This is a genomic window from Jiangella muralis (assembly GCF_001270745.1).
GTDB lineage: Bacteria > Actinomycetota > Actinomycetes > Jiangellales > Jiangellaceae > Jiangella > Jiangella muralis.
In genome coordinates, this window is the sequence record NZ_KQ434754.1 from 417,819 (window position 1) to 433,645 (window position 15,827).

Sequence of the window (15,827 nt, forward strand, 5' to 3'; positions counted from 1 at the left end):
CTGGACGCATGGTCGTGAAGCGGGTGGCGCTCGGGCTGGCGGCGACGGCCGCCGCCGGGCTCGTCTACTCGGCCGGCTACGAGGTGCGGTCCTACCGGCTGCGCCGTTTCGACGTCCCGGTCCTGGCGCCGGGCAGCCGGCCGCTGCGGGTGCTGCACCTGTCCGACCTGCACCTCACCCCAGGTCACCGCGGCCGGGCGGCCTGGGTGCGCAGGCTCGCGGCGCTCGAGCCGGACCTCGTCGTCAACACCGGCGACAACCTCGCCCACCGGGAGGCGATCCCGACGGTGCTCGAAGCGCTCGGGCCGCTGCTCGACCTGCCCGGCGTGTTCGTCTTCGGCTCCAACGACTACTTCGCGCCGCGCCCGAAGAACCCGGCGCGGTACCTGCTGCCGCTCGAGCGCATCCGCCACCAGAACGCCCGCGACCATTCCGAAGCCGTCGACCTGCCGTGGAAGGAGCTGCGCGACGAGCTCAGCTCGGCCGGCTGGCTCGACCTCACCAACACGTTCGGCTCCCTCACCGTCGACGGCCGCCGGCTCGCCTTCGCCGGCGTGGACGACCCGCACCTGAACCGCGACCGCCTCGGCGACGTGGCCGGGCCCGCGGCCGACGCGGACCTCGCGATCGGGGTGGCGCACGCGCCGTACCAACGGGTCCTGGACGCCTTCCACCGTGACGGGTACGAGCTGCTGCTCGCCGGTCACACCCACGGCGGCCAGCTGTGCATCCCCGGCTACGGCGCGCTGGTCACCAACTGCGACCTCGACACCGCCCGCGTCAAGGGCGTCTCCCGGCACCCCCGCGTCGGCGGTCCCGGCGCCGCCTGGATGCACGTCTCGGCCGGCCTCGGCACGTCGCCGTACGCGCGGGTCCGATTCGCCTGCCCGCCCGAGGCGACGCTGCTCACGCTGACCGGCGAGCGCTGACCGACCGAGGGGTGAACCGGATTTCGATCCTGCGCCCGGCTCGGATATGCTGACTCAGCACTTCGGGGTGTGGCGCAGCTTGGTAGCGCGCTTCGTTCGGGACGAAGAGGTCGCAGGTTCAAATCCTGTCACCCCGACCAGGTCAGAGGCTCTTTCGATCTTCCTAGTTGATTGCCGGGCTCCCGGTTGGGAGAACTTCGGGAGATGATCTTGAGAGCGGCTTCCCGCTCGCGCGCGTGTCGGCGTGCGGCGATGAGCCGGTCGAGGATCGTGACTGGTGAGGATGGCCTGTCGGCTGCCCTGGTGTCGAGTGCGTCGTTCCATCGTTCGGTGAGGCCGTCCAGGAGTTCCCGTCGCATGACGGGTGTGACGTGGCTGTAGCGCCCGCCGATGCCTTCGAGCTCGTGCCCGAGCCGTTCGTGTGAGAGCACTTCCGGGGTGCGCAGCTCGACCATCGTGGTCTTGTGGGAGTGCCGTAGGCCGTGGGGTGTCAGCCCGGTGGCGACAGGGAGCCAGTTGGCTTCAGCGCGCCCCTGATTGTTGCGTCCGCGCAGCGGCCGGCCCGGCCAGGGTTCGGCAGCCAGCGGGACAGGTCGACGTTGTTCGCTGGCTCGTTTCTTGGGAAACCAGCCCGAGACGGCGGGTTCGAAGATCCAGTCGCCGAAAGGGCTCCGGCGCGGGTGGGCGCTCTGGCTGCGGCCGGTGAAGACGTAGGTGTGTTGATGGCACGGGCAAGGTTGTTGCGTGGTGCTTCGGAGCTGTGCCGCGAGCAGGGTGCAGAGGAAAGCTGGCGTGTCGATGTCGCGGTAACTGTCGTCTTTCGGTGGCAGTTCGTGGAAGACGCCGTCGTCGGCCTCCCAGAGCTGCTGCTCGATTCGGATGGACCTAGAGCGGACGTACTCCGGACGCAGTCCGACGGTCTCGGCCCATCGCATGCCGGTGTAGAACATCGTGAGAACGATGATGAACTCATCGTCGCGGCCCGCGAGCAGGGCGGCGCGTTCGGCGATGAGAAGGGCTCCGAGCGCATCCGTGGTGACCTTCTCGGGGCCGCGGCGGCTGGATCGGCCCGCACGTTTTCCGCGCCCTCGGCGTACGGCTGCCGGGTTCGCGTCGATCAGATCCTCGGCGACCGCGTCGGCCAGGATGGTGCTTAGCGTGCTGCGCCAGGTCTTGATCGATGACGGCCTATACCCGGATCGGCGTTCCTTGCTCTGCCATGCATCGATGTCCCGAGCGCTGATGTCGGCAAGCGGGCGATCCTCGAACTCGACGAGCAGGTGTTCCTCGAGGTGATGTTTGTAGTTCTGCATCGTTGACAGGGCCAAGTCCAGACCGGCGTACCAGCGGTTGGCCCAGTCGCCGAAGGTGATCTGGCCCGCGTTCGGGTCGGTCCAGCGGCCGGAACGGATCCGTGCTTCCTCGTCGTTCGCAGCCTGGCGTGCAGCGGCCTTGGTGGCGAACTTCTCGGTCAGCGTGCCGTATCCGCCGTCCGGTCGCTTGAACCGCGCCCGGTAGTAGTCGCCACGTTTCTCCGGATAGCCCATTCGCCCCTCCTGCACCACGTTTGGGTTTCTTCGCCGTCGGGGACTACTGCGAGGCGATCAGCACCCCCGCGATGCGACTCCCGGCGCCTTGTAGCTGGACTGACCGGTAGATGGGGTGAAAGTGCGCCGCGCACACTGCGCGGCCCGTCCCCGGGGCTCCTGGCAAACGGTCGCCATGTCTCGGGCGATGAGGAGGCGCGGGAGCCAGCAGGCCCTGGACAATTTCCTTCATCGTCATGCGCAGCACGGCTCACCAGATGCCGGGCGTTGCCGCGGCGCCGCGGATGCCAGGCGTCAGCCTGTTATGCGATTACAGCAGCGACGATGATCACCACGACCTCGACGGCCAACGCGACTGCGGAGACAGTGAGGGTGAGGCGCAGGACCCTGACGAGAAGGTGACCCCATCCTCGACCTCTGGATCGGTTAACCGTGGCGGCCACGGCGAACACGGCGACGATGCCTGCACAGCCGATGGTCAACACGACGACTGCCGTGATCGCGGTGACCTCAAGGAGTTCCATCGACCGGCCGCCTTCCGTTGCCGCGCTGAGCGACTTCAACCATGGCGTCGGGTCGAGTCGTGCGTAGCGCCCGCAACCGACGCCGGCCGGTCGCTGGGGACATCCCGATCCGGGCTGCGACATCGTCGCCGGTGACCGTCCGCCCCGCCTGCAGCTCCGCCACCACCCAGGCTGCGAGTAGGTCGTCGTCGGCCCGATTTCGCGCAGGACCGCCGATGCCTGCAGGAGAGCCGGACGCACGCCCCGGGCTTGACCGTTCGCCAGCGCCTCGGTTCGACATTGCGGATCTCCTGATCGACTGCTCGATCCCTTGATCGCTCACACGATGAGCCGACCATCCGCCACGCTCGGCGCGAGGTGGATTCCGCCGGCGGGCAATGAGCAGGACAACGATCAGATGGCTGATGATCAGGAGCGCAACCGCCGGAATTGCGCTCACCACGGCTGCCACCGGAACACTGATCACGTCCATGTCGGCATGCCGGGCAGCGTGCAAGCCGTTCCCAGCGATGCTCACTACCGCGAAGACGACTAAGGCGATGCCCGGATACCAGGCGGCTCTGGGAATGCGTTCGCTGAGAACGACGGCGTTGATGGTGGACACGACCATGAACCCGTCCACTACGAGTGGCCAGATCCATACAAGTTCCGTGCGCAATCCTGCCGCAAGTGCAAGCTCCCTGAGCGCATCGAACGACAACGCGAACGCGCCGAGCGCCAGTAGGGCATCGGCGAAGACCGTGACGATGAGTGCGACGTCCGGGTCGCTGACCCAGACACGCAGCCGCTCACCGATTGATGTGCGCTCGACTGTCCCGTGAGGGTCCTGAGCATGCTCCATGCGTTCCTCCTGAGGCTACCGAGCGCGCTCGGCGCTCGCGCTCAGGTAGGGCCTCGCCGCGCACCGTCCGGCTGCCGGCCTCCCGACGCCATCACCGCCAGCAAGCCAGCATGCCCCCGGGGCACTGGTGAAGTGAGGCAACTCAATGGATCAGTCTCGAGGCGACGGTGATCTTTCAGTTTGGTGCGGAATCGGTGAGAATTCGACCATGGAGCAAGATCGCGATGCGATGGACGGAGACGTCCAGGCTCTGGTCGCTGACCCTGGCGATCAGGACGCAATCAAGGCGGCCATCTTGCTCGGGAATGGCTCGCGATCGACGCTCGGGCACATGCCCTTCGCTGCCTACTACGCGGCCGCCGCTGAGGGATGCCTGCTCCTGGCTTGGTCGGGCGCTCGAGTCGTTGGATACGCGCTATTCGGCCTCGCTCGGAGCCGCGTACGACTGAGCCATCTCTGTGTCGACAAGGCCTTCCGGGGACGCGGTATCGCACGACTGCTTATCGAGCACATCAGGACAGATCACGCGGACCGGCTCGGCATACAGGCTCGGTGCAGGCACGATTACGACCTCGGCGATATGTGGATCAAGCTTGGCTTCACGCAGGTCAGCGAGGGTCCGGGACGAAGCAAAAAGGGTCTCCCTGTCGTCAACTGGTGGCTCGATCATGAGCATCCCAACCTTTTCACCAGTGAACCGACCACCACGCTCGTAAGCGCCGCGATCGATCTGAACATCCTCAGAGACTTCGCCGACTCCACACGGGCCGGGGCAGATGAGGCAGCTGCACTGCGCGCTGATCATCTCTCCGACCAGCTCGAGCTCGTACGCACGGCGGCGCTCGATGCCGAGATCAACGAAATGCAAAGCTCGCTGCGCGGCGCCTGCACGAGCCAAGCTCACCAACTCCGCAGGGTCCACGACCCCAGCCATGGCCGCCGCGCAGCAGAGATCGAGCACCAGCTAAGGCAGGACGCTCAACGCGCCGACGCGGGCTACCCTCGCAGCTCGCAGGACTCTCGCGACCTACAGCATGTAGCCCAAGCCGCAGCGGCCGGCCTCAACGTGCTCATCACACGTGATCAGCAGCTTGCGAGGCTTCATAGCGCATCTGCACAGCGATTCGGGCTCCGAATCCTGCGTCCAGTGGATGTCATCATCCACCTCGACGAACTGGTCCGAGCCGAGGCATACCGGCCGGCCATGGTTCTGAACACCTCGTATTCGGAGCGCCTCCTGGGTAGCGGGCAAGAGACCCAGGCGGAACCCCTGGCCGACGTGGCGAACGGCGAGCGGCCCCAGCAGTTCCTCAGAAGGCTACGAGGGCTAGGAGCGGCACGTCACGAGCGAGTGGGCCTCCACGATGGCGACGGTCGGATGGTCGCCATCTACGGACTGGTCGCCGGAAAGCACACGCTCGAGGCCCCGCTCCTCCGCGTACTCAACAACACAGTGAGCGACACCCTGGCCCGCCAACTTGTCTTCCGTCTGCGCGTGCGCGCCCAAAGCGCAGGATTGCCGATCCTTCGGATCACCGATCCGCACGTCTCGCAGCACGCCAGGCTGGCGGCAATCGGCGATGGCTTCCGCGCCGCGGACAACGGCGACCTGTACACGTTCGTTCTCGCACGGGCCGGCCTTGCCGCCATCGTCGAACATGACGCCGTCGTCGCGGCGCGTCAAGCCGATCTGGCCGAGCCAGCTTCCTTACGATCAAGCATGCCCACCTTGGTTGCCGCAGCACTTGAGCGTGCGTGGTGGCCCGCCAAGATCCTTGACAGTGATCTCGCCAACTACCTGATCCCGATTCAACAGAGATTCTCCGCGGACCTACTCGGCACGCCGGACACGCTGGTGCCCCGCAACGATGCACTGGGACTGGCGATCGAACACGTGTACTATAATAGTTCGAGCGGACTTCGAATGACGCCCCCAGCGCGGCTGCTGTGGTACATGAGCGAAGGAGGCCGAGGCGTGGTTCATCGTGCCAGCGTTATCGCCTGCTCGCAGTTGGAAACCGTCGCGATCGGCGGCCCAGTGGAGCTACATAGCCGCTTCCAGCACCTGGGCGTGTGGCGGAAGGAGACCGTCGAAGCCGCCTCCAAGGACGGCAGGGTTCAGGCCCTCCGATTCACACATACGGAGATCTTCGCTCGACCGATCAGCCGTCAACGATTCCTGGAGCTGAGCATCGCCCACGGATCGCTCGGCCAGCCACCACGAGGTCCGCGACAGATCCCGACAGCCCTATTCGAGGCTCTCTACAACGAGGGCCGCAGCGTATGAGCCAGCCAACAGCGGTCCTACTCTCGCTTCGGCCGCGCTTCGCCACTGCCATCCTCGACGGTTCCAAGACCGTTGAGGTACGCCGACGACCAACAAGGGCGCCGGCCGGCACGCTCCTCCTCCTCTACGCCAGCTCGCCCACCATGGCCATCGTCGGTACGGCAGAGCTCGAGGCTGTCGAGGTGCATGATCCTGATGTGGCCTGGAAGGAACACGAATCGAGCCTTGGGCTTTCTCGCGATGAATTCGATCAGTACCTTGAGGGATCGGGCATCGCCTGTCTGATTCACATCCGGGAGCCGAGGACTTTTGCGGCGCCCATTCCGCTAAGTCGCTTGCGCGCCGCAACAGATAGATTCAACCCCCCGCAGAGCCTCCGCTACATAACGAATCAAGACCCGCTTCTGCTTCTGAATGCCGTTTCAAATGCAGCTCGATCGCGGGTAGCCTCGTCCTAGAGGGGGCGGTCGAGTCAGCTACGGCGGCAAGCTGGTGCTGGACGCGTCGCTTGCAAGTCGTAGGTCGTTCCTCTATCGGCGCATCGCTTGCATCGACACTTCCTTGGCGGCGCCGATGAGGGATCCAGGAGTTGAGAAATGCGAGCCCTCGCCTGGCGCCGGCTTCGGGCGCCTAAGGCTTGACCATTTGGTCCAATCCCATCGACGGTCCCTCGCCGAAGTGACCGCCACTCGTCCTCTTGGTCGGGGTCCAGCTGCCCCCTCACATCCGGCTGTGTCGGCGTACGCCGTCTGGTTCAGACGGTCGGATCAGCAGGTCAGGGAAGTCGGCCGTATCGTTCACCGGCGGCCCCTGTGCAGCGGTCGAGCTGATTACGAGCATGGCCGTTAGCCGGATCTGGATCGGGCGCCCCCTACCTGCAGTAGCTGATGTCCACGGTTGCGCACAAATTGGTCCCGCCGGCCAGCTGTAGGCGGTCCGTACGCCGGATACCAGCGGCACGATGTGAACAGCCTGATCAGAGGCCGAGACCGTCCCGACCGACACGCGTGCCCGCCTCCTCCGGACCCAGCTTGCGTCATCATGAGAGACTCATCTCCACGCGTCAGGGTTGGGGACATGGGTGTACTTCAGGATTATCTAAGCGCCATGGCAAGAATCCGCGAGACTGGCGAGGCCGTTGAGGAGACCTCCTACTACGGCCAGTTGGAGAGGCTGCTCAACGAAGTTGGTGGCCATCTGTCTCCGAAGGTCCTGTGCGTACTGACGACGCGGAATCGTGGCGCAGGGGTGCCTGACGGTGGCTTCTTCCTTCGCAGTCACGCCGTTGCGTCCGCGGGCGAGCGAGCGATGGCTACCCGAGTGCCCGAACGCGGAGTCTTGGAGGTCAAGGGTCCTGGCCGAGACGTTCGGCGCATCGCCCGCTCACAGCAGGTCCGCAAGTATCTCGGCCGCTACGGCAAGGTGCTGGTGTCGACCTACCGTGAGTTCCTTCTCGTGAGCCTCGGTAAGGACGGAGAGCCCATCGAAGGAGAACTGTTCTCGATCGCAAAGAATGAGCAGAGCTTCTGGGAACTGACCAATGATACTGAGAATGTCGATGGAAACCTTGAAACCCAGTTTTTCGAATTCCTAGCACGTGCCTTGCTCGGTGATGCACCCTTGTGGCAGCCCGCCGACCTAGCGTGGTTCCTTGCAGCTTACGCGCGTGAAGGCCGGCGGCGTCTAGACCTGGCGGACGAGCAACACCTTGAGGCACTGGGAACGTTGCGTTCTGCACTAGAGGATGGACTTGGCTTAAAGTTCGAAGGAAGCGAGGGTGAGAAGTTCTTCCGCTCAGCCCTCGTACAGACGTTGTTCTATGGCGTATTCGCAGCCTGGGTCGTCTGGAGCGAGTCGCAGCCCGTGGGTAGCAAACAGCGCTTCAGTTGGCGCGCCGCACAATGGACCCTCAATGTCCCAATGGTAAGAGTGCTGTTTCAACAATTGACGACAAAGGCGACATTGCCGGTCGGTCTCAATGAGGTGCTCGACTGGACCGAAGACGCCCTGCTTCGTGTAGATCGCCGGCTCTTCTTCGACCGCTTCGAGTCGGCGAATGCGGTTCAGTATTTCTACGAGCCGTTCCTCCAAGCGTACGACCCAGAGATGCGGCGTCAATTGGGAGTTTGGTACACGCCTCCTGAAGTCGTTCGCCACATGGTGGCGAGCGTTCACCGTGCGCTTAAAGATGATCTAGGGCTCGAGTTGGGGCTAGCGGATGAGAACGTCCACGTACTCGATCCCTGCACTGGAACCGGTTCATTCTTGGTCGAAACCATCGGGACCATTGCTCGCGTATTGGAGGAACGGCATGGCGACGCGTTAGTAGCGCAGGATACGAAGGCGGCCGCCTTGACCCGGATACACGGGTTCGAATTGCTTCCTGCGCCGTTCGTAATAGCTCACCTTAACGTGGGCTTGGCGCTAGATCGCCTGGGGGCTCCTCTCGTAGAGGCTGCAGGGGAGCGCGCAAGCGTCTACTTGACAAATGCGCTCACAGGTTGGGTAGAAAGCGATGAGCACCCACGACTGCCTTACCCTGAGTTCGAAGACGAGCGCGACGCCGCAGAAGCAGTTAAGCGCGAAAATCCCATCCTCGTCGTCCTAGGCAACCCACCCTACAACGGATTCGCAGGCGTGAGTGGCCGCGAGGAAGGGGGTCTAGTAGCGCCATACAAGCAGGGTCTCGCGGATAGATGGGATATCACAAAGAACAAACTCGACGACCTATACGTGCGGTTCTTTCGGGTAGCTGAGCGGCGTATTACTGAAGAGACCGGGCGAGGCATAGTTTGCTATATCACCAATTTCTCATGGCTCGCTGACCCATCGGCTGTTGTCATGCGGCGCCAACTAGTCAGTGAATTCGACCGGGTCTATATTGAGAACCTCAATGGCGACAGTCGCGAGACCGGCAAGAAGACGCCGGATGGATTGCCGGACCCAAGCATCTTCTCGACCAGGCTCAATCCGGCTGGCATCCAGGTCGGCACTGCGATCAGTTTGCTTGTTCGATCCAAAGCGGCTAACGCTCCCGGTTTCAAAGTGCGTTACAGAGATTTCTGGGGCGCGGGGAAACGCGCTGAACTTGATTCATGTAATGTAGGCGCTGATGCACCTGAATTTCAGGATCTGAATCCCACGCCCGAGAACTGGTATCGCTTGCGGCCCTGGTCACCCAGGAGGGGGTACGATCGTTGGCCGCGCGTCGTTGATCTCACGTCAGATGATCCTTCGCTCGGGCTGAATGAGAACCGCGGGGAAGCGCTAATATCGCATGACCGAGTCACGCTTGCGGCAAGGATGAGACATTACTTGGACGAAGGCGTCGAGTTCAATGTTCTTAGGGACGAGGGCGACCGACTGACCTACAGTTGGGCCCGTTTCGGCCCGGAAGCGACGCGTAAGCGGCTCCTCAGGGACAGCCCCTTCAATGAAAGGAAGATCGTCCGATTTCAAGTCAAGCCTTTTGATCTTAGGTGGGCATACATTGATCCGACTAGGAAACTGTGGAATGAGCCGCGACCACAATACATTAGGTCAGCTGAGCTAGGAAGCAATTCCCTCGTCGTGCGCCGTCGCGCACCTCGATCACTCGACGGAGCCGCCTTCTTGCACTCAAATGCGCTCATCGATCAGCATGCGATGCATAAGGACGCGTATGTCATCCCCTTTTGGCTTCCAACTGGTTCGGATTCGGCCGCTGGTAGTGGGATGCTGTTTGAGTTGGAGACCGAGAATGAAAGTGGTCTCGCGTGGCGCCCAAACTTGTCTGCAACTGCGCGGGCATACCTCACCGATATCGGTCTCAGCGACATGGAGACGTCACAGGAAACTGCGAGTTTGATTTGGCTGCATGCTCTCGCCGTCGGGTACTCGCCTCTCTATCTCGAGGAGAATGGCGATGCGATCCGGGACGACTGGCCCCGGCTTCCCCTCCCCGCCAAGCTGGCCGATCTCCTGGCGTCCGCACGCCTTGGCCAACGGATCGCTGATCTGCTGAGCATGGATGCCGACGGACGGGTCTGGGATAGGGAAGGTATAGCTCGCCGACGCAGCTTGGCTCGGATCGGCCGCAGGGACGACCGACCCTTGGCCACAGACGATGGTGACCTTGCCGTCACCGCTGGTTGGGCCGTCACGCAGAAGCGCGAACAGCAGAGTGGCGCAGTGTCACGGATCGTCATGCCGGGCAGTGGAAGGGTTGAGATTCGCGGCCGAACGGAGGTCGAAGCAGCTGCGTTGCGCGACGAGGAGTTGGGACTTCTGGGAGCCGAGGTGGTTGACGTTTACCTCAACGATGCGGTGTGCTGGCGCGGCGTTCCCGAGGCGGCCTGGGACTTCAAGATTGGCGGCTACCAAGTGCTGCGAAAGTGGCTGTCTTACCGTGACAAGGGCGTACTAGGTCGTGACCTGACAGTGGCTGAGGCGAGGGAGTTCGCAGAGATTTGCGGTCGGCTGACGGAGCTCGTCTTGCTGGGTCCTGAACTGGATGCCAACTATCGCGCAGCGACGAACTTGTCTGATCAAGAGCAAGACACGGCGTTGTTCCATGATGTAGAGGGCGATGCTTAAGGAAGGACGTCGGCGCGGCGCGCCGGCTGCTGCGCTGCCCGTCGCGGTAGGCCCCACCAGTGGTTACGCGACCCGCTCTCGTGAGGTCGAGGACCAACAGGGCGCGGAACCCCGCGCTGCCGAGAGCGACTACGCTGACATCGACAGCGATGCCGACTTCCTATGGGCCGCTCAGGACGTACATGAGTCCGATCTCCGGGGCCGCTGACAATTGCGTTCCGGCCGGGGCGCCGTGGTCAACGCCTGAGTTCTGTGCCCAGAGGGCACGAGCCAACAGCGTCCGGTGCCAACGATGAAGCGGTGACTTGCCCCGCACTGCTCGACGCCGTCGCCGCACTCGACTGGTTCCGGGGGAGCTAGAGTCGCGACTCAGCGTCGGCGGCGGGAGGAGCCAAGACCCACCGGCCCTTTGAACAGGCTGTCGAGAGCTTCGGCTGAGGCGGATTGACTGGCCGGGCCGCCGCCGTCCACGGGCCCCCGACCAGGTGTCCGGCTAGGCCTCGTCCTGGGCACCTTGGCCGGTTGAACCGTCGAGGCGCGCGATCCACTTCGCCGGGATGAGACCCACTGGGCCGTCACTCTGGTCTCGCCAGTTCTTTACGATCGACGATTGGAACCACGTCTCCTCGAAGTCTGCGTGGTCGACCGTGATGACCTGGAAATTGCCGTCGTTTTCGGCGACGAAGTCGTACATCTTCCTGAACAGCTTCCGGACCGCGAGGTCGTCCGCGTCCGTGGCCGTTTCTGCCTGACGGTCCATTTCTGAGGGGTAGTGACCCTGCGATGGCTGATCGAGGACAAGGAACCGGGGCACCGGGCGGTCGTGCCGGATGAACGACTGATGCAGCGCGAGGTGGCTGGTGACGTGGTAGCCGATCCAGTTCTCGGCACTGCCGATCCGATGGAGCGGCACGGGATCATCGTCGACCTCTGCCACGACGGTCAGCTCTGCGAGGTCGATGCGGACGTTCTTATCGCTGTGCTCGAGCCCGAGCTCTTGGGCGTACTTGGTCAGGTCGCGCCCGACGCCGTTGAGCCTGGTGGTGAGGCGTTCACGCGCGGAGTCATCGGAGAGCTGCCGCTGCAGTTCCTCGATGGTGCCCTCGGCCACCGTGATGCGTTCACGGATGAGGGCTGCGTGGCCTTCGTCGGCTTCCGGTGCTCGGGCGATGATGGCGTCTATGCGTCCTCGGGTGAAGTCCTGGCGGCGATTGGCGTCGCGGCCGACGGCTGATGTGGCTGCGAAGGTGGAGTCCACTGCTAAGCGCCCCCGTCGCACTCGTCCCTGCACTTCTGCGATGCGGCGGTTGATGTCGTCGAGAGCCTCGCTCTTCGCGGGTGATGCTCCGCGGATGTTCGCCAGTTGGGACTTGAGCTTCTCGAGAGTTGTCCGCATCTGCCCACTGGTCGGATCCTCGGACTCTTGGCCGCAGACGGGACAGCGGCCGGCCACGACTGGCTTGGCGGGCTCTTCGGTGTCCTCAGCGCCTTCGTTGTGTTCGGGGCCTGGGGACGGCCCTTCGGAAGCGAGCGGAAGCAGGTCGAGGCTCGTCAACCGGCCAACCTGGATGTTGAGTGCGTCTTCGTAGTCCGAGCTTCCTTCGGCTTCGTCGAGGAGTAGCAGGCGTTGCTGGAGCAGCTGGTAGAGGTCGTCTTCAGCGAGCTCAAGCTCGTTCCGTGCGCGTCGTTCTGCGTCCTGGCTCTGCGCAGGTGCGGTGTCCGGGGGGACGAGTGAAGCGTCGCGGCTGGCGCGGTGGAGGAGCGTGACGAGCTCAGCGCGAGACCGGCCCGGGGTTTCGGGGTCGAGAGGTTCTGCGAGGCCCGCTTCGATTGCTTCGGTGTGGAGGGCGAGCAGTTCCGAGTCGATGGTCGCCACGGCGTCGATCGCGTCTCTCAGGTCTCGTTCGAGCTTCTGGAGGCGCCGCTGTTCGTGTCGGAGCAGCGCCTTCTGTAGAGCCTGGTCAGGCGGGACTGCACCGAGGAAGTACGGGATGGTGTCGCGCAGTGCGTCGTCTACTCCGCGTTCGCCGGAGCGGTGGAAGATGCGGGTGGATGAGGAGATCTCATCCTGGTTCTGGATACAGAGAAACGCGGCGTGCCCGAGGTGGGTCCGGAGCGGGTCTCGCAAGGAGCCGGGTGGCGGGTCGATCTGGCTCTCGTCGATGCCGATGCGTTGGCCCAGAACGAGGCGCATCGTCTTGGTGTTCATGTTCGGCTCTAGCGGCGGCGTCGGCGGCTGGAGGGCCGCGTCACCAATAATGAGCAGGGCTTGTTCGTTCTTCTTCTGGCCCTGCGGTAGCGGCCGGCCGACGTACGCCCGGCCGCCGTCGTTGAGTTGCCAGAGTGCGCCAACCCAGCTCAGTGCCTTCTCAACGTTGCCTGCCGAGGTCGGGATGTCTGAACGGCCAAGGCAGTAGTCGATTATCTTCACCAGGACGGACTTGCCGGTCCTGGAGACGCCGGTGACGATGTTGAGGCGCCCCGGGTTGAATTCGATCGTTTCGAGTTCACCCAGGGTGGAGTACAGGCACACGGACACGAGTTGCACGCCGCTAGATTGCCATCTTTTCGGTTGCGGTGCGATGAATGCGGAGATGGACTCATCGCCGCTGCTGGAGACGGTCAGTTCACGGTTGCACTCCGAGGGCGCTGTAGATCGACGCCGCGTTTCCTGCGCGGCCGAAAACGCGGCCGATCATCCCGGACGCCCTGTAGACGACCGGAAGGTCACCGGCGGCCTTGCGGGGCTGGATCTGCGGCTCGGCGAGACTGCGCAACCCATCGCCGTCGACGAGTTCGACGGTTCCTTCCCGGAGCCCGAACCTGAGCCCTTCCCGCACGTACGGCGCCATCTGATTCGCTCGTGCCGGGAAGCCGGCAATCAGCACCGCGTTGTCGCCGGCCCACTTCGTCAGGCTGGTCGCCTTGGTCCTCGGGAGAGCTTCGCGAGTCGGGCGGTGGAGAACGAGTGGAGTCACGAGATGGGCGAGCGGCCAAGGCATCGGGAAGCCCGCAGTCTCCTCGTATTGGTTCGCTGCCGTTGCGATCGTGACCGCAACGAGGGCCGGGTTGAACATCGCAGCAGGAACGGGCGACCGCTGGTCCCACCCGGGGAGCTGGGAATGGATCGTGACGGGGCTGGCGTCTGCTGTCATTGCACTGTCACCGCCCCCAGCAACAGATCTTCTACCTTCTTCTTGAAGTTCGGGTGCCAGCCGAGGTCTGAGCCCTGGGCCATCATGTGGTGCTTGCCCCGGTAGTAGAAGTCTTGGTCGACGCGGTCACGGATGCGGATCGCCGGAGCAGTCAGCACGTCCTGGAGCAGCTTCCGCCCGGCAGCGATCGCGTCGTCCTCGGATCCGCCCGCCGGCAGCCCAGTGAGCATCAACCCGAACAAGACGTCCCAAGCGTCCCGTAGTCGCCGTTCGTAACCCTGGACCTCGTCGCCGCGGAGGAAGTCGCGTTCGAGCCACTTCACCTCGCTGTGGGTCGCACGGAAGTAGTCGACGATCGCCCGGCGCACGACCCGGTCATGAACCTTCACAAACCCGAGCTGGTGCACGAACATCTCTTCGTCGAGGCCGGCGAGTGCCTTGTCGGTGTAGTCGAGGTCGAACTCAGCAAACTCTGGAAGACCCTGGTCGCTATACGCGATCGTGAGTTGGATGAGCTTCGCGTTCAGGTCAGCGGCTGTCACGGCCTCGCGAAGGTTGTCGTCGTCCGGGAAGTAGCGTTGGCTGAGCATCTCGACCACGCGACCGCGCCACCAACCCCAGAGGTTGTCGAGAAAGTCGGCATGCTTGTTCGTGTCGGAAGGCAGGTGCGTCCAGACGCGGTCCTTCACCGCGTCTGCGATGTTCACGATCGTCGGGGCGCCGTCGACGACGGTGATCCGGGAGACAAACGCGTTCTGCGCGGGAACTGCGAGCTTCTTGAAGGCAGCGAACGCGGCCTGCATCGCAGGGTCTTGGGTCTCGCTGCCCTCGGCAGCCTTGCGGAGCTTGTTCGCCACATCGACCGGGTTTCGGTCATTGGTGGCCCTCAGGGTGTAGGCGGCAGAACCCTGGCTTGCCGTGCCGGTGGAGACCAGGACGAGTGCAGGTCCATCGATGTTGGCCGCCTGGCCGTCGTCGAGCCAGGCCTTGATGGTTCGCCACATGGCCGGCGACTTGTCGCCTAGGCCTCCAGTTGCGTTGACGCTGTGCTTTATCTGGAGCTTCTCCAGCGGCGTTCCGTCATCTTCCCAGGCGACGTCATCGTGCAACTCGAGGGTGATGGCGCGCCCGGGGCCTCCATCGAGGAGGAGCGCGTATAGGCAATAGTCGGCTTGGTACTGGTAGCCAGCAGCGGATCCGGCTGCCGAGTGGGTGTTGGTCACGATTTCCCCTACCTCTCGACAGCCACTTTTCCGCTATGGCCGCTCGCTAGCTAATGCCCGGGGGTCCCGCATCCAGGTTGGCTGAACTTTGCCACGTCCGCCAGGCTTGCACACCGTCTACGACGAGTTCGCCGTCGTAAGAGCGACGCAGGCAGCGAGCAGACGATCAGCCCAAGGCGCAGACGTCGCCAGCACGACGAACCAGAACGCCCCGCAGCCCGCACCGCACCAGTCCAGGCTCGCGATTTCCTGCTCGCCGCCATAGACCAGCTCCCACGGCTGCCGCTCTGCAGTCGACCTGGGCGGCGGCCGCGGCCACAGCGTCGAGCTGCTGCCCGCCGCGGACCGAGGCCATCAAGCGAGTCGTCGCGTGCGTCGTCGTCGCCGCGATCTTCACCGTCACCGACCCCGCCCGGTCCGCGTCCGGATCCTGACCCTCCTCCCCGAACCCAAGCAGTTGCACGGACGCACGGGAGCCGGATCGAAGCCTCATGGCCTGGAGGAAGCCTCACTGCCTTACACGTCTGGCATTGGGCGGCGTATCCGGTCGCGGATCGGCTTCGCGGTGCGCGGCGGCTCGTCACCGAGGTGTCATGGACGAGCAGTTCTCTACGGGTTCGAAGGCGTGCTGGGAGTGTGGCTGGGGGTTCGCGGCCGCGACTGTGACGCAGCGGTGGTGTTCGCGTCGGTGCGCCCAGCGAGCGCGTCGTCGGCGTCAGCGTGACCACGTCCGCGCGGTCGCGGGT

Annotated in this window: 10 protein-coding genes and 1 tRNA gene; 5 read left to right on the top strand and 6 right to left on the bottom strand. The window is 64.1% G+C overall.

Translation table 11 applies throughout. The features are described from left to right. Nucleotides 1–8 precede the first annotated feature (8 nt). Together ACW62_RS10170 and ACW62_RS10175 are read left to right on the top strand one after the other, a co-directional pair. The gene (locus ACW62_RS10170; RefSeq protein WP_053203966.1) at nucleotides 9–929 is read left to right on the top strand and encodes a metallophosphoesterase; all 921 of its coding nucleotides are present in this window, start codon (nucleotides 9–11) and stop codon (nucleotides 927–929) included. Between the two features lie 63 nt (nucleotides 930–992). Next, nucleotides 993–1,069: transfer RNA gene (locus ACW62_RS10175), tRNA-Pro, on the top strand. On the opposite strand, the gene ACW62_RS10180 is transcribed toward ACW62_RS10175, so the two are convergent. The 3 genes from ACW62_RS10180 to ACW62_RS33090 all read right to left on the bottom strand — a co-directional run bounded on the left by ACW62_RS10180 (nucleotide 1,058) and on the right by ACW62_RS33090 (nucleotide 3,841). Beyond that, on the bottom strand, nucleotides 1,058–2,476 hold the full coding sequence (locus tag ACW62_RS10180) for a site-specific integrase (protein WP_083459567.1): 1,419 nt from the start codon (nucleotides 2,474–2,476) through the stop codon (nucleotides 1,058–1,060). The genes ACW62_RS10175 and ACW62_RS10180 overlap by 12 nt on opposite strands. 302 nt (nucleotides 2,477–2,778) lie before the next feature. Next, nucleotides 2,779–3,000: a hypothetical protein gene (locus ACW62_RS10185; protein ID WP_053203967.1), complete on the bottom strand. Its 222-nt coding sequence runs from the start codon at nucleotides 2,998–3,000 to the stop codon at nucleotides 2,779–2,781. Then, nucleotides 2,987–3,841 carry a DUF2637 domain-containing protein gene (locus ACW62_RS33090; RefSeq protein WP_083459568.1) on the bottom strand — a complete coding sequence of 285 codons (855 nt, stop codon included), beginning with the start codon at nucleotides 3,839–3,841 and terminating at the stop codon, nucleotides 2,987–2,989. The genes ACW62_RS10185 and ACW62_RS33090 overlap by 14 nt, the downstream gene beginning before the upstream one ends. Before the next feature lie 208 nt (nucleotides 3,842–4,049). Between ACW62_RS33090 and ACW62_RS10190 the strand changes: the two genes are divergently transcribed. The 3 genes from ACW62_RS10190 to ACW62_RS33100 all read left to right on the top strand — a co-directional run bounded on the left by ACW62_RS10190 (nucleotide 4,050) and on the right by ACW62_RS33100 (nucleotide 10,703). Continuing rightward, on the top strand, nucleotides 4,050–6,128 hold the full coding sequence (locus ACW62_RS10190) for a GNAT family N-acetyltransferase (protein ID WP_053203968.1): 2,079 nt from the start codon (nucleotides 4,050–4,052) through the stop codon (nucleotides 6,126–6,128). Beyond that, complete coding sequence (locus ACW62_RS36490; protein WP_083459569.1) at nucleotides 6,125–6,586, top strand: ASCH domain-containing protein; 462 nt, start codon at nucleotides 6,125–6,127, stop codon at nucleotides 6,584–6,586. Before ACW62_RS10190 ends, ACW62_RS36490 begins: the two co-directional genes overlap by 4 nt. Nucleotides 6,587–7,205: 619 nt before the next feature. Next, nucleotides 7,206–10,703, top strand: coding sequence for a type ISP restriction/modification enzyme (locus tag ACW62_RS33100; RefSeq protein ID WP_169792027.1), 3,498 nt, complete (start codon nucleotides 7,206–7,208; stop codon nucleotides 10,701–10,703). Nucleotides 10,704–11,196: 493 nt separating this feature from the next. Here ACW62_RS33100 and ACW62_RS10200 read toward each other — a convergent pair whose 3' ends face one another. The 3 genes from ACW62_RS10200 to ACW62_RS10210 all read right to left on the bottom strand — a co-directional run bounded on the left by ACW62_RS10200 (nucleotide 11,197) and on the right by ACW62_RS10210 (nucleotide 15,081). After that, nucleotides 11,197–13,251 carry a DUF3732 domain-containing protein gene (locus ACW62_RS10200; protein WP_053203970.1) on the bottom strand — a complete coding sequence of 685 codons (2,055 nt, stop codon included), beginning with the start codon at nucleotides 13,249–13,251 and terminating at the stop codon, nucleotides 11,197–11,199. 79 nt (nucleotides 13,252–13,330) lie between these two features. Further along, on the bottom strand, nucleotides 13,331–13,858 hold the full coding sequence (locus ACW62_RS10205) for a three component ABC system middle component (RefSeq protein ID WP_053203971.1): 528 nt from the start codon (nucleotides 13,856–13,858) through the stop codon (nucleotides 13,331–13,333). Then, on the bottom strand, nucleotides 13,855–15,081 hold the full coding sequence (locus tag ACW62_RS10210) for an ABC-three component system protein (RefSeq protein WP_053203972.1): 1,227 nt from the start codon (nucleotides 15,079–15,081) through the stop codon (nucleotides 13,855–13,857). Before ACW62_RS10210 ends, ACW62_RS10205 begins: the two co-directional genes overlap by 4 nt. Nucleotides 15,082–15,827 lie beyond the last annotated feature (746 nt).